This window comes from Microlunatus endophyticus, from assembly GCF_014646195.1.
Lineage (GTDB): Bacteria > Actinomycetota > Actinomycetes > Propionibacteriales > Propionibacteriaceae > Microlunatus > Microlunatus endophyticus.
In genome coordinates this window covers 228,917-246,747 of record NZ_BMMZ01000003.1, presented here as the reverse complement: position 1 = coordinate 246,747, position 17,831 = coordinate 228,917, and the positions used below count along the sequence as shown (strand labels likewise).

13 protein-coding genes and 1 pseudogene are annotated in these 17,831 nt (G+C 67.1%); 8 read left to right on the top strand and 6 right to left on the bottom strand.

All coding sequences use genetic code 11. The features are described from left to right. Window positions 1-94 precede the first annotated feature (94 nt). Window positions 95-2,548 (top strand): glycoside hydrolase family 65 protein, encoded by a 2,454-nt coding sequence (locus tag IEY07_RS07985; protein WP_188894857.1) that lies wholly within the window; start codon window positions 95-97, stop codon window positions 2,546-2,548. 74 nt (window positions 2,549-2,622) lie between these two features. After that, window positions 2,623-3,015 carry a helix-turn-helix domain-containing protein gene (locus tag IEY07_RS07980; protein ID WP_188894663.1) on the top strand — a complete coding sequence of 131 codons (393 nt, stop codon included), beginning with the start codon at window positions 2,623-2,625 and terminating at the stop codon, window positions 3,013-3,015. 25 nt (window positions 3,016-3,040) lie between these two features. Here IEY07_RS07980 and IEY07_RS07975 read toward each other — a convergent pair whose 3' ends face one another. After that, on the bottom strand, window positions 3,041-3,820 hold the full coding sequence (locus IEY07_RS07975) for a L,D-transpeptidase family protein (RefSeq protein ID WP_188894662.1): 780 nt from the start codon (window positions 3,818-3,820) through the stop codon (window positions 3,041-3,043). Between the two features lie 88 nt (window positions 3,821-3,908). Further along, window positions 3,909-5,768, bottom strand: coding sequence for a translational GTPase TypA (gene typA, locus IEY07_RS07970; protein ID WP_188894661.1), 1,860 nt, complete (start codon window positions 5,766-5,768; stop codon window positions 3,909-3,911). A gap of 316 nt (window positions 5,769-6,084) precedes the next feature. Between typA and IEY07_RS24050 the strand changes: the two are divergent. Continuing rightward, window positions 6,085-6,204, top strand: a pseudogene (locus tag IEY07_RS24050) (ClpX C4-type zinc finger protein); the annotation flags it as partial. A 228-nt stretch (window positions 6,205-6,432) separates the two neighbouring features. On the opposite strand, the gene IEY07_RS07960 reads toward IEY07_RS24050, so the two are convergent. Then, window positions 6,433-7,005, bottom strand: coding sequence for a GtrA family protein (locus tag IEY07_RS07960; RefSeq protein ID WP_188894659.1), 573 nt, complete (start codon window positions 7,003-7,005; stop codon window positions 6,433-6,435). Between the two features lie 61 nt (window positions 7,006-7,066). Then, complete coding sequence (locus tag IEY07_RS07955) at window positions 7,067-8,041, bottom strand: BadF/BadG/BcrA/BcrD ATPase family protein (protein WP_188894658.1); 975 nt, start codon at window positions 8,039-8,041, stop codon at window positions 7,067-7,069. 188 nt (window positions 8,042-8,229) lie between these two features. On the opposite strand from IEY07_RS07955, the gene IEY07_RS07950 reads away from it, so the two are divergent. The 5 genes from IEY07_RS07950 to IEY07_RS07930 all read left to right on the top strand — a co-directional run bounded on the left by IEY07_RS07950 (window position 8,230) and on the right by IEY07_RS07930 (window position 15,277). Next, entirely contained in the window at window positions 8,230-9,888 is a 1,659-nt protein-coding gene (locus IEY07_RS07950) for an NAD(P)-binding domain-containing protein (RefSeq protein WP_188894657.1), read from the top strand. A gap of 15 nt (window positions 9,889-9,903) precedes the next feature. Further along, window positions 9,904-10,974, top strand: coding sequence for an alpha-hydroxy acid oxidase (locus IEY07_RS07945; protein WP_229669838.1), 1,071 nt, complete (start codon window positions 9,904-9,906; stop codon window positions 10,972-10,974). Beyond that, a complete protein-coding gene (locus tag IEY07_RS07940) occupies window positions 10,971-12,476 on the top strand; it encodes a cytochrome P450 family protein (protein ID WP_229669837.1) in 1,506 nt (501 codons plus the stop codon). Before IEY07_RS07945 ends, IEY07_RS07940 begins: the two co-directional genes overlap by 4 nt. Further along, window positions 12,477-13,784 (top strand): cation:proton antiporter, encoded by a 1,308-nt coding sequence (locus IEY07_RS07935; RefSeq protein WP_188894656.1) that lies wholly within the window; start codon window positions 12,477-12,479, stop codon window positions 13,782-13,784. A 95-nt stretch (window positions 13,785-13,879) separates the two neighbouring features. Then, a complete protein-coding gene (locus tag IEY07_RS07930; protein ID WP_229669836.1) occupies window positions 13,880-15,277 on the top strand; it encodes a class I adenylate-forming enzyme family protein in 1,398 nt (465 codons plus the stop codon). A 9-nt stretch (window positions 15,278-15,286) separates the two neighbouring features. Here IEY07_RS07930 and IEY07_RS07925 read toward each other — a convergent pair whose 3' ends face one another. After that, window positions 15,287-16,600 (bottom strand): ABC transporter substrate-binding protein, encoded by a 1,314-nt coding sequence (locus tag IEY07_RS07925; RefSeq protein WP_229669835.1) that lies wholly within the window; start codon window positions 16,598-16,600, stop codon window positions 15,287-15,289. A gap of 141 nt (window positions 16,601-16,741) precedes the next feature. Beyond that, the gene (locus tag IEY07_RS07920) at window positions 16,742-17,830 is read right to left on the bottom strand and encodes an alcohol dehydrogenase catalytic domain-containing protein (protein WP_188894653.1); all 1,089 of its coding nucleotides are present in this window, start codon (window positions 17,828-17,830) and stop codon (window positions 16,742-16,744) included. Window position 17,831: the final 1 nt, after the last annotated feature.

Sequence of the window (17,831 nt, the reverse complement as noted above, 5' to 3'; positions counted from 1 at the left end):
CGATGATTCCGATCGGCTGGAGGAGGTCGCTCCCGGACTCAACTCCGCCAAGCCCGGTGCGGCACCGGATCAGCCGTCGTCGGCCCGCGACTACATGGACCGGCTGCGCTATCCGGTCGACGAGTGGAAGCTCACCGAGGCCGTCTACGACACTCATGATCTTGGTACCTCCGAGACCCTGTTCGCGGTCGGCAACGGCTACCTGGGCCTGCGCGGCAACGTCGAGGAAGGCCGCGAGACCTACACCCACGGCACCTTCATCAACGGGTTCCACGAGACCTGGCCGATCCGGCACGCGGAGGAGGCGTTCGGCTTCGCGCGCGTCGGACAGACGATCGTCAACGTCCCCGACACCAAGACGATGAAGCTCTACGTCGACGACGAGCCGATGCTGCTGTCGGTCGCCGATCTCGACGAGTACGACCGGACGCTGGATTTCCGCGCCGGTTGTCTGACCCGCGACATCCTCTGGCGCACCCCCGGCGGCAAGCGGGTACGCGTCCGGTCTCGGCGGATGGTTTCCTTCACCCAAAGGCATCTGGCCATCATGGAGATGGAGGTCACCGTTCTTGATCATGCCGCTCCGGTGGTCGTGTCCTCGCAGATCCTGAACCGCCAGGACGGCAAGGACGAGTATCACGTCCAGGCTGCTGCGATGGGCGAGGGCTGGGACCCGCGCAAGGCCGAGTCCTTCGAGTCCCGGGTGCTGGAGCCGCAGAGCCACTGGTCCAACGACAGCCGGATGGTACTGGGGTGGCGGACCGCCAACTCCAAGATGACCATCGCCGTCGGTGTTGATCATCTGATCGAGACCGCCGACGAGCACGAGTCCTCGATCGAGACCGACGAGGACATGGGCAAGATGGTGATCAAGGTCCAGGCCCAGCCCGGTGTACCGATCAAGATCACCAAGCTGGTCGCGTACCACACCTCCCGCGGTGTGCCGGTGCGGGAGCTGGTCGATCGGTGTCATCGCACCCTGGACCGCACCCGTACCGAGGGTGTCCAGAAGCAGTACGACGACCAGCGTGCCTGGCTGGACGCCTTCTGGGAGCGCTCCGACGTCGTGATCGAGGGCAGCCCGCAGCTGCAGCAGGCCGTGCGGTGGAACCTGTTCCATCTGGCCCAGGCGGCCGGCCGGGCCGAGCAGTCCGGCGTACCGGCCAAGGGTGTCTCGGGATCCGGTTACGGCGGCCACTACTTCTGGGACACTGAGGTCTACGTCCTGCCGTTCCTCACCTACACGACACCATCGATGGCGCGCAGTGCGATGCGCTTCCGCTACAACCTGCTGGACGCGGCCCGGGTCCGGGCCAGTGAGCTGGCCGAGCGCGGCGCACTCTTCCCGTGGCGGACGATCGACGGTCATGAGGCATCGGCCTACTATGCGGCCGGCACCGCGCAGTATCACATCGACGCCGACATCTCCTACGCGCTCTACAAGTATGTCGCCGCGACCGGGGACACCGATTTCCTCTATCGTCAGGGTGTTGACATCCTGGTCGAGACCGCGCGAATGTGGGCCGATCTCGGCTTCTGGCGGGAGAATGGTGACGGCGCTTTCCACATCCACAGCGTGACCGGCCCGGATGAATACACCACCGTCGTCAATGACAACCTCTTCACCAACGTGATGGCCCGCTTCAATCTGCGCCGGGCCGCTGAAACCGTGCTGGAGTTGGAAAAGGTCGCTCCGGAGGAGTATGCGCGGATGGTGCAGCGACTCGACCTTGGACCGGACGAGGTCGAGGAATGGGCCTCGGCCGCCGAGCACATGCACATCCCCTACGACGAGACCATCGGAGTGCATCCGCAGGATGCCCACTTCCTCGAACGCGAGGTGTGGGACCTGGCGAACACGCCCAAGGACAAGCGTCCGCTGCTGCTCTACTACCACCCGCTGGTGATCTACCGGTTCCAGGTGCTGAAGCAGGCCGACGTCGTGCTCGCGCTCTTCCTGCAGGGCGACCAGTTCACCCTCGACGAGAAGAAGAGCGATTTCGAGTACTACGACTCGATCACCACCGGCGATTCCACCTTGTCCGGGGTCGTGCAGTCGATCATCGCGGCCGAGGTCGGCTACCACAAGCTGGCGATGAACTACTTCACCCAGGCCCTGTTCGTCGACCTCGGCGATCTGCACGGCAACGCCAGCGACGGGGTGCACGTGGCCAACGCCGGGGGCGTCTGGGAAGCGCTGGTGATGGGCTTCGGCGGCCTGCGCGACTACAACCGCAAGATCAGCTTCGACCCCCGGCTGCCGGACGAGTGGCCGTCGCTGACCTTCCGATTCACCCTGAAGGGCACCCGGGTGCGGGCCAGGCTGACCCACGCCGCGTACGAGTTCGTGGTCGAGGACGGCACCGAGGCAAGTTTCTCGGTCCGGGGCCAGCAGGTCGAGGTCCGGGCGGGCGGGCCGGCCGTCGTCGTACCCCTGGCCGACCAGGGTCCGCGGATCGATGCCGAGAGGGCCTTCACGACCCGCGGTCGGCGCGAGGACGGCAGCCTGATCACCGCATCGGTGCCGCGGGCGGCCGGCGAGGACTGACCACGAGGATCGAGTCTTCGCGCCGTGCTAGCTGGTTGCTTGAAAGTGCTTGCAGCAGCTAGCAAAATCAATGCATGGCACGTATCAAGACTTCCGGGCTCAGTGAGCAGCTCGGGTCACAGCTGGAATCACTCGGGGAGTTCATCGCCGGTCAGCGCCGCTCGGCCCGGTTGTCGTTGCGGCAGCTCGCCGAGCAGGCCGGTGTCTCCAACCCGTATCTGAGCCAGATCGAGCGGGGCCTGCGCAAGCCGTCGGCCGAAGTGCTGCAGCAGCTGGCGACGGCGTTGCGGATCTCGGCCGAGCAGCTCTACGTCCGCGCCGGGATCCTGGATCCGCAGGCACACCCTTCGCCGTCGGTCGAGGCGGCGGTGCTGGCCGACGGCGTGATCACCGAACGGCAGAAGCGGGTCCTGCTCGACGTCTACGCGGCGTTCGTACGGGAGAATGAGTCCGTTCCCGCGTCCTGATCCCCGTACAGAGCTCTGAGCTTGATCAGCTGAAGTAGACGACGACCCGGTCGCCGACCTTGATCCGGGCGTAGACCCACCGCAGGGTGCTCCGGTCCCGGATGTTCACGCAGCCGTGGCTGCAGCCGGCGTAACCGCGAGCAGCGAAGTCGGCCGAGTAGTGCACCGCCTCACCGCCGGAGAAGTACATCGACAGCGGCATCGGCGAACCGTATTCGCGCGACCAGTCGTGACGCACCTTGCGGAACACCGTGAACACACCCTCCCGGGTGGTTCCGCCGCAGCCGAACCGGGCGTCCATCGTCTTGACCACCTTGTTGTGGTTGACGTAGTAGAGCTTGCTGGTGGTCTCGTTGACGCACAGCACCCGGCCCCCGGTCAGACAGCGCTTGTCGATCTTGCCGGACTTCGTCGAGGTGCTCGATCCGCCGGAGCTCTTCTTGACCTTGCCGGTCGCCTTCACCAGCGCCTTCCAGGTCTTCTTGGTCACCTTCTTGCCGCTGGTCGGCTTGAGGCCGACCGACTTGCGGAAGGACTTCACGGCCTTCTTGGTGACGTCGCCGTAGTAGCCGGTGACGTACTTGGACTTCATGAAGCCGCCGGCCGCCAGCCGCAGCTGGACGTTCTTGACCTTCGCGTTGTCCTGCCCGTACTTGGCCGGCTGGTACTTGCTGGTCACATAGGTGGTCTTCGCCTCGGCGGCGGGCTGGCTGCTGATCGTCAGGCCGAGCGCCAGGGCCAGGGCGAAGACGCCCGCGACGGCGACCCGGATGAAACCGGCTGACCGGACTGAGATCCGAGACATCACTGTGATCCTTCCCGCGGCCCGGTCAATCGACCGGGAACAAGTTCTGGGTCACAGTATCGTGATTTCCCCCCTGGGGCACTCCACGTCAGGAACGGTTGCGGGTCCGGGACCGGGCGCGTTCGCCGGCGTTGAGGATGACCTTGCGGATTCGTACGGCGGTGGGCGTCACCTCGACGCACTCGTCCTCGCGGCAGAATTCCAGTGCCTGCTCCATGTTCATCAGTTTCGGCGGTACCAGCCGCTCCAACTCCTCACCGGTGGAGGAGCGCACGTTGGTGAGCTTCTTCTCCTTGGTGATGTTGACGTCCATGTCGTCCGGCCGCGGATTCTCGCCGATGATCATGCCCTCGTAGACCTCGGTGCCCGGCCCGACGAAGAGCGTGCCGCGTTCCTGCAGGTTGAAGGACGCGTAGCCGGTCACCTGGCCCATCCGGTCGGCGACCAGTGAACCGGTCGGCCGGGTCCGGAAGTCGCCGGCCCACGGCTCGTCCCGCTCGAAGACGTGGTGCATCAGACCGGTGCCGCGGGTCTCGGTGAGGAACTCGGTCCGGAAGCCGATCAGGCCGCGCGCCGGGACCAGGTACTCCATCCGCACCCAGCCGGAACCGTGGTTGATCATCTGCTCCAGGCGGCCCTTGCGGAGGCCGAGCAGTTGGGTGACGACACCGACGAAGTCGTCCGGAACGTCGACGGTCAGCCGTTCGACCGGCTCGTAGAGCTTGCCGTCCACCTGCTTGGTGACGACCTGCGGCTTGCCGACGGTCAGTTCGTAACTCTCCCGGCGCATGGTCTCGACCAGGATCGCCAGCTGCAGCTCGCCCCGGCCCTGCACCTCCCAGGTGTCCGGCCGCTCGGTCGGCAGCACCCTGATCGACACGTTGCCGATCAGCTCCTGGTCGAGGCGGGCCTTGACCAGCCGGGCGGTCAGGTTCTTGCCGGACCTGCCTGCCAGCGGCGAGGTGTTGATACCGATCGTCATCGAGATGCTCGGCTCGTCGACCATGATCAACGGCAGCGGCTTGGGATCCTCCGGGTCGGCCAGGGTCTCGCCGATGGTGATCTCCGGAATGCCTGCGATGGCGACGATGTCGCCCGGACCGGCGGATTCGGCCGGCTCCCGGTCCAGAGCCTTGGTGATCAGCAGCTCCGACAGCTTGACGTTGGTGATGGTGCCGTCCTTGCGGCACCAGGCGACCACCTGGTTGCGCTTCATCTCACCGGCGACGATCCGGCACAGTGCGAGCCGGCCGAGGTACGGCGAGGAGTCCAGGTTGGTGACATGGGCCTGCAGCGGCGCGCCCTCGACGTACTCCGGTGCCGGGATCTTGTCCAGGATCGTCTCGAAGAGCGGCTGCAGATCCTCGTTGTCGGGCATCCCGCCGTCCTCGGGCTGCTTCATCGACGCGCGGCCGGCCTTGGCGGAGGCGTACACCACCGGGAAGTCCAGGACGTCGAGGTTGCCGTCGTCGACCAGGTCCAGGAAGAGCTCGCTGGTCTCCTCGACCACTTCACTGATCCGGGCGTCGGGCCGGTCGACCTTGTTGATCACGACGATCAGCGGCAGCTTCTTGGCCAGCGCCTTGCGCAGCACGAAGCGGGTCTGGGGGAGCGGTCCCTCGGAGGCGTCGACGAGCAGCACCACGCCGTCGACCATCTCCAGGCCGCGTTCGACCTCGCCGCCGAAATCGGCGTGGCCGGGGGTGTCGATGATGTTGATGGTGACCTCGTGACCGTCAGGCATCACATGCCGTACGGCGGTGTTCTTGGCGAGAATGGTGATGCCCTTCTCGCGCTCGAGGTCCATCGAGTCCATCACGCGGGTGGCGACTTCCTGGCCGGTCCGGAAGGCGCCGGACTGCCACAGCATCGCGTCGACCAGCGTGGTCTTGCCGTGGTCGACGTGTGCGACGATCGCCACGTTGCGCAGATCGGTGCGGGTGGGCATGCGGGTCTACTTCCTTCGCAATGGGGTGTCCTGCCGGAACGGCAACCATCGAAGTCTACCGGGGCGCACCGGATCTTCCCGCCACGAGCGATCCGGCCCGCTCCGATGACGGAAGCCGACGCCGATCGGAAACTGCGCGTCGACACCGCAGAAGTCGAGTTGTCACGGATTAAGGGGCCGGTACGACCCCGGGAGCGACCACAAGTCGCGACAACTCGAGTTTCGCGCCGTGACGTGTCCTGGACCTTGACTTGTCAGGGGAGACCTGACAGGTTGAAGGGCGTCAGGAAATGCCTGACAATCGAGGAGGTGTCCGATGGAAACAACCCAGTGTTCGTTCTGCGGCAAGGACGAGTCCCAGATCGACAAGATGGTCGCCGGGCCCGGTGTGTATATCTGCAACGAATGCGTCCAGCTCGCCGGTCGGATCATCGAGGGCGGCGGCAAACCCAAGGGGATCAGCCGGCGCTTCTGGGAGTCGATGACCGATGACGAGTTGCTGGCCAGCCTGCCGAAGGTGGCCTCCGTCGCGGCCCAGGTGGAGGACGGCGTTCAGAAGCGGGTCGCCGAGGCCCGGTCCCGGGGGATCAGCTGGGCCCGCATCGGCCAAGCCCTTGGGATGGCCCGGCAATCGGCGTGGGAGCGCTTCTCCGGCGAGGAGTGATCAGCTGGCAATCGGGTCGTCAGCGACCGCGTCATCGTCGATGCCGGCATCAGCGCCGAGCGCTGGCCGGGATTCCGACGAGACGAGTTCCAGCTGCTCATGGCGGGGGAAGACCCACAGCCGCATCATCACGTACAGATAGATGCCCTCGACACAGGCCGAGATGATCCGGGCGACCTGATATTGCACTCCCAGCAGCTCGATCACTGTCGAGAAGCCGAGGATCCAGATCACGTAATTGCTGATCGCGACGACCAGTTGCCGACCGGTCTGCTTGGCGATGTTGCCGTGCATCTGGAAATTCAGCCAGCGGTTCAGCACGAAGTTGGCCACGCTCGAGGCCGCATATCCCAGTGTCACCGCGATCGCATACGGGACGTGGATGGCACCGTGCAACAGCGTCAGGAAGCCGATGTCGATCAAGAAGCCGGTCAAGCCGATCATGGCGAAACCGATGCCCGTTGCCGGGAACCACTTCAGGAATCCGGGCAGTGCCTCGTGCAGCCGTGAGGTCAGCCAGGAGAATCGCTCCGAGGCCTTACCAGAGGCCGTCGGTTCCTGGCTCCACAACACACAGTCAACTATTCCACCGGTACCCAAGCGTGTCCTGAGGAGGGTCGAAATGTGGCGGTACTCACGAAGATCGGAAATGGGCCGTCGCCCAGCCGATCTGTTCGTACGCCATCAGTGCGGCCCCGCGCAACGGGTCGAGTGCCGCGGGGACGATCCTGATCGACGGCGACTCAGGAGCAACCGCCGCCGCGAACCGGTCGACGAATGCGTTCGCAGTCGCCACTGACCCGACCAGCGCGACGGCGACCGGGTCAGTGCCGATCAGGGGCGCCAACAGCCGTACGCCGTCGGCAGTCCTGGTAGCCAAGGTCGCCACCGCAGCAGCCGCCAATGGGGACCTGTCGGCGGCGCCGGTGATCAGCGGAGCGAGGTCGCCGTACTTGCGTTTGACCTCGTTGCGGTCGAGCCCGCCCTGGTCGACCATCCGCCGGCGCAGTTCTCCGATCGTCGCGACCTGCCAGTGATCGAGAATCGCGTCGACCAGCCAGACATCCTGATCGCCGGCCCGGCCGAGCAGGATCCGCTGCATGGCATCGAAGACCAGATGCCGGGCGCCGCCGGCGTAGTGCTCGAGACGTCCGCTCTCGATCTGTTCACCCGCTTCGGTGATGGCCAGGATCATCGAGCCGGTACCGCCGACGACGATCACACCCGGGCGTCCCAGCAACGCACCCCGGTGGGCGATCACCGCGTCGTTGACCAAGATCTTCGGGCACGCCAGTTCCGGCAGGTCGAGGAAGGCGTCGGGGTCTCCCTCCCGTTCTCCGAGACCGCATCCGGCGACGCCGGCGCTGACACACTGCGCCGTCGCCGGATCCAGCCCGGCCCCGGCGATCGCCCGCCGGACCGTCTCGCCGATCTGCTGGGCGCCGTCATGGTTGTGATTGGGACTGCCTCCCCGTCCGATGGCGGAACCGACCAGCGTCGCATCGGGGCCGAAGCAGCCGACCCGGGTATTGGTGCCGCCGGCGTCGATCGCGATGACGTACGGGGTGCGGTCCTGGCCTGCGGCAGCGGCTGAAGAAGACTCCGTCACGGTCGGCACCGTAGCGAAACCGCTCCGGCCTCCGCTCGGCATTACCGGGGTCGACGGCACCCAGGGCCGGTCCGTGCTCGGACTTCGGCAACGAATTGGTGAATTCTTCAACTGGTGTGAACCATTCGGCGCTTCGATCCGTAGTGCCTACAACAGGTCGGCTCGGGGCTTATCTGGAAGGTACGCACATGGGCTCTGGTCCCATCGATTACTTGATCATCGGAGCCGGCCCTGCCGGGCTGCAGCTGGCGCAGGAACTCGGCGCTGCCGGCTACGACTATCTCGTCCTGGAGTCCGGGTCCGGGCCCGGCACGTTCTTCACCAGGTTTCCGCGTCATCGCCAGCTGATCTCGATCAACAAGCCGCACACCGGTACCGACGATCCGGAGCTTCGGATGCGGATGGACTGGAACTCGATCCTGGCCTTCGACGACAAGGGACCGCTGTTCACCACCTATTCGGAGCGTTATTTCCCGCAGGCCGACGACCTGCTTCGCTACCTGTCCGACTACGCGCGTCGCTACGAACTGCGGATCGACTACGACACGACGGTCACCCGGGTCAGTCGGGCCCCCGCCCATGCAGACGCCGGTGCCGATGTCGATGCTGATGCCGATGCCGATGTCGATGCCGATGCCGGAGACTTCGCGATCACCGACTCCCGGGGTCGTACGCACCGGGCTCGCCGGGTGATCGCCGCAACCGGTGTCAGCAAGCCGTATATCCCGCCGATCCCCGGCATCGAACTCGCCGAGCAGTACTGGTCGGTGACCACCGACCCGAAGGAATTCATCGACCAGCGCGTCCTGATCATCGGCAAGGGGAACTCCGCCCTGGAGACGGCCGACAACCTGACCCCGACCGCCGCCGTCATCCACGTCGCCGGACCCAGCCCGATGCGATTCGCCTGGAAGACCCACTATGTCGGCCATCTCCGCGCGGTCAACAACAACTTCCTCGACACCTACCAGCTCAAATCCCAGAACGCGATCCTGGACGGCACGGTGCAGTCCATCGAACGCGACGAGGCCGGTTCGTACGCGGTCCGGTTCTCCTTCTCCCGGGCCAACGAATTCGTCAAGGAGATCCGCTACGACCGGGTCATCGACTGCACCGGCTTCCGCTTCGACGCCGAGATCTTCGACCCTGGTTGCCGCCCCGTGTTGATCCACAAGGACCGCTTCCCGCGGCTCACCTCGGCCTACGAGGCCGAGGGCGTACCGGGACTGTACGTCGCCGGTACACCGACCCAGGTCCGCGACTTCAAGCACGGCACCAGCGGATTCATCCACGGTTTCCGGTACGGGGCTCGTGCCCTGCGCAAGATCCTCGGCGCCCGCTACCACCAGACGCCGTGGCCATCGGCGGTGGTCCGCGGCACAGCGGAGGAGATCACCGAGGCGATCCTGGCTCGGGTCAACCGCAGCTCGGGGCTGTACCAGCAGTTCGCCGTGCTCGGCGATGTCGTGCTTCGCCCGGCCACCGGCGATGCCGCCTACCTGGAGGAGGTGCCGGTCGACTACGCCCTCGACGAACTGGCCGGCGGGGCAGAGAATACGAACGGCCCGGACATGATCATCGTCACGCTCGAGTACGGCCCTGATCATGACAAGGTCGATCCCTTCGACATCACCGTCGCCCGGGTCGCCCAGGACGATGCCGAGCACGCCTTCGATGCCGCGTATCTGCATCCGGTCGTACGGCTGTACCGCGACGGCCGCCTGATCGACAGCCACCACGTCGCCGAGAATCTCGAGAACGAATGGGACAAACCGGCCCATCGCGATCCGCTCGTGGCCTTCCTGACCGTCAATGAACCGTCCATCGCGCCGACGCCGGCCCGCTGATCCCGAGGCCACCCGGTGAATACCTTGATCACAATCCGGGAGTACGAGACGGCCGCCCGCGCCGTACTCGACCCGGTCCATTTCGACTACGTGTCCGGCGGCGCCCGCGACGAGGTGACCTTGCGGGAGAACGAGGCGGCGTACGCCCGGCTCGCGCTGCTGCCCAGGGTGCTGCGCGGCAACCCGAAGCGAACGCTGGAGACCCGGCTGCTGAACAGCCGCGCGAGCATGCCGATCATCCTGTCGCCGACCGCCTTCCACAAACTGATGACCGGCGACGGTGAGCTGGCCACGGCCCGGGCTGCTGCGGCCGCGGACACGATCATGATCACCGGCATGGCGGCCACCGTCGCCGTTGCCGACGTCGTGGCCGCGGCTCGTGCGGCAGGAGGTGGCGACGTCTGGTTCCAGCTCTATCTGCAGACCCGCAACGACATCACGGCCGAGATCGTGTCCCGGGCGACCGACGCCGGTGTCACCGCTGTGGTGGTGACAGTCGATTCGCCGGTTCTCGGCGCTGGGGATCGCAACATCCGCAACGGATTCACCGATCTGCCGCCGGGTCTGGCCTGTGAGAATCTGCGCGGTCTCGGGGGCGATCCGACCGATCGCGTCCGGTCGATCGAGCTGTCGGCCGAGCTCAGCTGGGAGCACCTCGACCGGCTCCGCGCGCTGACCGAGCTGCCGATCGTGCTCAAGGGCACCGCCCATCCCGACGATGCCCGGCTCGGGATCGAGCACGGCGCCGACGCGATCATGGTGTCCAACCACGGCGGCCGCCAGCTGGACGGGATCCCGGCCACCGTCGACCTGTTGCCGGACGTCGTCGCAGCAGTCGACGGCCGGGTCCCGGTGCTCGTGGACGGCGGCATCCGCCGCGGCACCGACGTGGCGAAGGCGCTGGCGCTCGGCGCCTCGGCCATCGGCATCGGACGGCCGATCATGTGGGGGCTCGCGGCGGCGGGCGAGCAGGGTGCCCGCAACGTCCTGGAGATTCTGCGCAGCGAGCTGGACCACACCCTGGCGCTGCTCGGTGTCGAGAGTCCGGCCGAACTCGGCTCTGACTGGGTGGTGACCAAGCCGTGAGGCGGATGATCGCCGCCGGGTTGGGCACAGCAGCGGCACTGGCCGGAGCCGCCACCCTCCCGTCCTGGCTGCCGCAGCGGGTCATCGCACTGCGCGGAGCGATCTTCGCCCTGGTGAACGGCGAAGAAGGGATGTCGGTCCTGGACCGCCCGGGCGGGCCGGAGGAATTCGTCCGGGTCTACGGCGACCCGGCGGCCAACGGCCGCAGTCACGGCGCCGGACTGTCCGACCTGTTCTGGTACTGGCTGGCACCCGGCCCCGAGGTGCACCAGGAGCACCTCGAGCCCGGCCCGCGCTACGACCAGGCGGCTCGGACGACCCGTACCATCCTGGCCAGCCGATCCAAGGACGAGTGGGCCGACCTGGTCACACGCTGTACTGCCCGGGTGCTCGACGAACTTCCGGGGAAGCCCGCCGGCCGGCCGGTCCCTGGACAACGGATCCAGCAGGTGCGGCTGCGGGACCTGATGATGCCGATCTGGGCCGAGGCGTACTACGAGGTCGTCTTCGGCGAACCGTGTCCGCGCTTCGTACGCGACCTGATCGTCGGCAACGCCGACGACGTCGTCAGTGCGCTGAAGTGCACCTCGCTGCGGCACATGAAGCGCCGCGATCGGCTGACCCGCTACCTGCGGGCCCGGATCGATGCCGGACAGGTCGGTTTCGATCTCCCGAGCCTGATGACGCCGCAGGAGCAGGCCTGCTACCTGCAGGGAGCCTTCTTCAACACCGCGATCGTGCAGATGTCCGAGGCCATGGCGCATCTGCTGCTGGCTGTCGCCGAGCACGAGGAGGTCCAGGAGCGGCTGCAGCGCGAACCGTCCGACGACGACTATCTGTCCGATGTGATCAACGAGACGCTTCGGGTCTGGCCGCTGTTCGGCATCGCCCACCGGATCGTCACCGCCGACATCGACGTCGACCCGCCGATCACGGCCGGCACGGTGCTGCTGTTCGACTATCCCGGATTCCACCACACCGGCCGGCCGGCCCTTTCCGATCCGGCCCTTTCCGATCCGGCCCTTTCCGATCCGGCCCTTTCCGATCCGGCCCTTTCCGATCCGGCCCTTTCCGATCCAACGCAGTTCGATCCGGACCGCTGGCGACAGCGCCACGGACGGCCGCCGCACCACATCCCGTTCGGCGTCAGCGCCAACCGACCCTGCCCGGCCCGCGGGATCGCACCGCCGGGAATGCGAGCCGCAACCCGGGAGGTACTGCGTCGCTACACGCTGTCCTCCTCGGCGGCCCACACCAGGTCGCTGCCGAATCGGGGACCGGTGCTGCTGACCCGACGTAGCGAGCCGGCACCGACACCCGCTCGGCTGAGACAGCTGCGGTGGGCCGACCGCTGGCAGGACGTTCCGCGTAGCCTCACGCAGCTGGCGTTCGGCACGATCATGGTGCTCGACGCGCGCCGGCTGGCCCTGGCCAGGACCTACTTCGCCGAGCATCCGGAGCAGGTGCCCGCGTCGAGCAGGCCGACCGAAGAGGCGGTCTGAATGTCCACCGAAGAACTGACGACGCGGTTCCTGCTCGCCGCCGCGGTGATCCTCGTGGTCTGCCGGGTCGTGAGCATGCTGGTCCGCCGGATCGGGCAGCCGCCGGTCGTGGGGGAGATGCTGGCCGGCGTCCTGCTCGGCCCGTCGCTGTTCGGCGCGATCGCCCCCGGCTGGTCGGCTGCGCTGTTCCCCAAGGACCTGCTGCCGGTCATCTACGTGGCCGGCCAGTTGGGGCTGGTGGCGCTGATGTTCCAGGCGGGTCGGGAGCTACGCGGCTATCTGAGACCCGGTCTGGGACGAGCAGCCCTCACGGTCAGCAGCTTCGGCGTCGCCGTCCCGCTGATCGCGGGTGCCGGGATGGCGTACGCGTTCCACACCCATGTCGGAATCACCGAAGCCGGCGTCGGCCCCGTGGTCACGGCCGTCTTCGTCGGGGTCACCCTCGCCATCACCGCCTTTCCGATGCTGGCCCGGATCATCATCGAGCGCGGCCTGGCGGGGGCCCGGTACGGGTCACTCGCGCTGGCCAGCGGAGGGATCGACGATTTCGCGGCCTGGCTGATGCTGGCGGCGGTGCTCAGCGTGGCATCGGGCCGGCCCGGGCCGATCGTGACGGCCGTTGTCGGTGCCGCGGTCTTCGCAGCGATCCTGATCTTCGTCCTCCGCCCGCTGCTCGACCGCTGGCTGCGCGATTCCCGGCTGAGCCCGGAGACCGCACTGATAGTGACGATGGTGCTGGTCCTCGGGGCCGCGGGCTTCACCACCAGCATCGGCTTGTACGCCGTCTTCGGAGCGTTCTCCATCGGCCTGGTGATGCCCCCTCAGCAGCACCTCGACGAGGTCGCGCGGGCACGTGGCATCGGGAGGCGGACCGATCTGGTGACGCCCACCATGGACGGCATCAGCCGGATGCTGGTGCCGATGTTCTTCACCTACTCCGGACTGCACACCCGGTTCGCGTTGCTGACCGATCCGCGGGTGCTCTGGTTCTCGGTCGCCGCGATCGTTGTCGCGGTGATCAGCAAGGGTGGCGCGTGCTGGCTGGGTGCCCGGCTGGCCGGAGAGCGCGGCTGGCTCCCGGTACGGCTCGGCACGCTGATGAACGCCCGCGGGCTGATGCAGTTGATCGCCCTGAACGTCGGCCTGCAGGCCGGGATCGCCAGCCCCACGCTGTTCACCAGCCTGGTGCTGGTGGCGATGGTCACGACGATCATGACCTCGCCGGTGCTCGCGCTGATCGACCGGATCGCCAAGGCGCGTGGCGGGCTGGTCGCTGCTGCCGACAATCCCGTGGAAGGTGCGGCATGACGACGCTCCCAGGATCAAGATCCTCAAGATCAACAACATCACCAAGATCAGCATCGCCGCGACCATCATCCGGCCGGTCGGCGTTTCCGCAGTCCGTGCTGGATGCCCTGGCCACCGCACCGGGCCATCCGGCCGTGGAGACGGAGGCTGTTGCGGGCGGCGGCCGGGTGATCACCGGCGGTCAGCTGCTGACCATGATCGGCACGATCGAGGCAGGCTACCGGGAGGCGGGCCTCGGCCCCGGTAGCGGGATCGTTCTCGACGTCGGCGTGACGGCTGAGGCGCTCGCTGCCTGGCTGGCCGGCTACGCCCTGGGATGCCGGGTGACCGGCCTGCCGTCCGGCTACTCAGCCGCGCAGCGCGACCATGTGCTGGCTCACAGCGGAAGCCTGGTGACTGCCGAGCGGATCGCCGAGCTGCTGCGGGGTCCGGCGGCCGATCCGGTCGTGGACGCGCGGCCCGAGGATGTCGCCCGGGTCGCCTGGACCAGTGGCAGCACCGGACGACCGAAGGGTTGCATGCAGACCTACGCCGCACTCTCGGCGCACTGGTCGTGGGGTGCCGACTGGTCGCCGGCCACCGCAGAACTGGCGAAGAATTTCGGCCGCTTCCTGCTCTTCGGCACGCTGGCCAGTGCCATCGTGCAGGACTATCTGGCCCTGTGCCTGCTGTCCGGCGGGACGGCGGTCATCCCCGCGCTGCCCGGCCCGGCTGACGGGCCGCTGTTCCCCGCGGTGTTCCCGGCGCTGCGCGCCACCGCGACGATCATGCACATCCCACGGCTCTACCAGACCCTGGATTCGCTGCGACAGCAGAGTTTCGACCTGTCGACGGTCGGGGCGATCATGGCCGCCGGCTCACCGTTGCCGCCGCACCGGCTGGCTGAGGCGTACGAAGTGCTCGGCCCGGTCGTCTACACCTCCTACGGCCAGACCGAGACCGGCGGGCTCACCTTGCACACCCCGGCTGATATTGCCGCCGGCGTGCTGGACTCGGTCGGGCGGCCGCTGCCCGGGATCGACGTCGACATCCGCGACGGCGAGGTCCTGGTCCGCACACCGCAGCAGATGTCCGGCTACCTCGGCGAGCCCGAGTTGACGGCCGAGGTGCTGGTCGACGGCTGGATCCGGACCCGGGATCTCGGCCTGCTGCAGGGCGGCTACCTGTATCTGACCGGTCGCGCGCGTGACATCATCATCGTCGACGCGCTGCCGGTCTACGCCGGCCCGATCGAGCAGGTGCTGGCCGCGAGCGCAGATGTCGACCAGGCGTACGTGATCGGCGCACCCGACGACCGCAGGGGCGAAGCCGTGCACGCGTTCGTGGTCCCGAAGGCCGGTCGTACGCCGGACCACACGGCTCTGCGCACCGCGGTCCGAGCGGCGATCGGCGACCTCAGTGTGCCCGAGACGATCACCGAGTTGGCCGAGGTGCCGGTCGCGATCAGCGGCAAGCCCGACAAGAGCGCCCTGCGTGACCTGCTCCGGTCATGATCAACCGGGCTAGCTCGAGGTCTTGAGGATCTTGGCCGTCGCGTCCTGCAGCTTGGTCAGCGCTGCTTTGGCTGTGACCTTGCCGCCGTAGACGGATTGGGCGAAGTCGTCGATCGGCTGGGTGCCGTCGACCGAGGTGACGTTCTTGAAGAGCGAGTTCGAGCCCGGCGCGGCCCAGGTCCTGGCGATCGGCTGCCACTCCCGGATCGCCTTCAGCGCGTTCTTGTCCTCCCGGAACGCCGCGGTCTCGGTGATCGACTTCAGTGGCGGCAGGCCGATTCCGGTGTGCTTGGTCCACAGCTCGGCCATGTTCTTGTAGTAGTAGGTGAGGAAGGCCTCGCTCTCGGCCTGGCTCGGCGTATTGGTGTACATCATGATGTTGTTCGGGAAGTAGATCGCGCCCTTCTTGCCGGCCGGGCTGGTCAGCGGGCTACCGACCGTGATCTCCTCGGCGACCGTGCCGCCCAGGTTGTTGGCGAGCCCTGCGGTGTCATAGCCCATCCCGAATTTGTGCGCCTTCCACTGGGCCTGGGAATTGGAACTGGTGTAGCTGGGCGAGTGCGGATCGACGTAGCCCTTCTTGACACCGTCCAGGACGAACTGGACCGCCTCGATGTTGGCCTCGGTCACCATGTCAGGTTGTTGATCAGGGCCGAACAGTCCACCGCCGTTGTTGATCATCCAGGAGACCAGTCCCTGGCTGCCGATCCCGTTGCCGCTGCCGGCCCCGGTGCCCATGCCGTAGACGCCGATCTTCTTCAGCGCCGCGCACGCCCCGTCGAAACTGTCCCAATCGGTCGGCTGGCCGACCCCGGCCTTGTCGAGCAGCTTGGTGTTGTACCAGATCACCCGCATGTCCAGGTTGTACGGGATCGCCGCATAGCCCTTCTCCACCTTCATGGTGTCCAGCAGGCCGGGCAGGAAGTCGTCGTAGAGCCCGTTCTGCTTCCAGGAGTCCAGCAGGTTGTCGGCGTAGGCGATCTTGCCCTCGGCCTCGAACTGGAAGGCCATCGTGCCGCCGCCGGAGGAGACCGCGGGGCCGGTGTTGGATGCGATCGCCGACGAGAAGGTCTGCGACCAGCTCGCCCACTGGATGATCTGGTAGGTCGCCGCGCCCAAACCCTTGGCGGGCTTGAAATCGGTGGTGATCTTCTTGTCCAGAACGTTGAACTGGGTGTTGCCCCAGGGCATGTTCCAGAATTTGAGTGGTTTGCCGCCGCCGCTGCCGCCCGCTGTGGAGGCCGCCCGATTGCACCCGGTCAGGGCCGCGGCGCCCGCCAGGCCGGCACTGCCGGTCAGTCCGATGAACGCCCGCCGGGACAAGCCCGTAGTCGATAAGCCCGGGCGCGATGATGTTGCTGCCATGTCAGTCCTTTTCAGGCCCTGCAGAGGGCCGGAATGCTCGCCGTTGAACAAAAAAGACCGTCAACGCCAAGCCGGTACCTGACGTCGGCAGCAGCCAGCCTAGACCGGAACCGAGGTGAATCCCGAGAGATCGGGTCGGATGTCGGGATCCAGCCGGATCACCGTCTTGATCACCTCCGGACCGATCGCCAGCGCGGAGTTGAAGTCGTCAAGATCAGCGGTGGACGTGATCAGGCCGTGCAACCAGCGCGGATCGGCCTTCTCCAACTCGGATTGCGCGGTGGCGAAGTGCTCCGGCCCCGAACTGTGGATGCCGAAGATCGCGGAGTTGCCGCCGACCAGTATCCCGCTGAGATCGCCGGTGTCGACCGGATCGTTGCGGCCACCGGCATCGGGGGCGTTGTCGTGGGCATGGGCGATGTAGCAGGCGGCCCCGCCGCGTGACAACAGGGTGACGGTCGCCGCGGTGAATGCGCCGCTGCACTCGACGATCGCGTCAAAGCTGCCGGTCAGCGCGTCGGATCCGCAATGGTACGTGGCTCCGAGTGCTCTGCACTGGTCGACCTTCGGGCCGGCGTCGACCTGATCGACGATGTGGACGTCGTAGCCGCGATGCCGGGCCAGCAATGCGGCCAGCAGCCCGATCGGTCCGGCGCCGAAGATCAACGCCCGGCCGGTCGTACGGCGGGCGAAGGCGTCGATCCGCTCCCAGGCCTTGGCGACGATGCTGGCCGGTTCGATCAGGATGCCCAGCAGGCCGAGTCCATCCGGACCGGCATTGACGCCTACGGCGTACTGCTCGTCGAGCAGGTAGCGTTCGGCGCCGTAGCCGTCCTGGCCGCGGATCCCGCGCTCGACCAGTTGCCCGTTGTCGCACAGGTCGAGCTGTCCTGCCGCACAGGCCGGGCAGGGCACCGGGTCGGGGCGGCGGACGAGCGCGGTGACCAGATCACCGGGCTTGAAGCGCGACCCGGCCGGAGCCGTACGCACCCGGCCGAGCGATTCGTGACCGAGCACCAGGAAGTCCTGTCCGGCCGGTGGTCGTTCGGGGCCCCGGGCGATCAGGCCGCGGTCGGTGCCGCAGACACCAAGCAGCAAACCGTCGACGACCAACTCGTGACCGGATCCGGTCGGCTCGCCGAGATCGGCGATGCCGGGTCCGGCGGTGGTGATGGTCAGCGCGCGCACT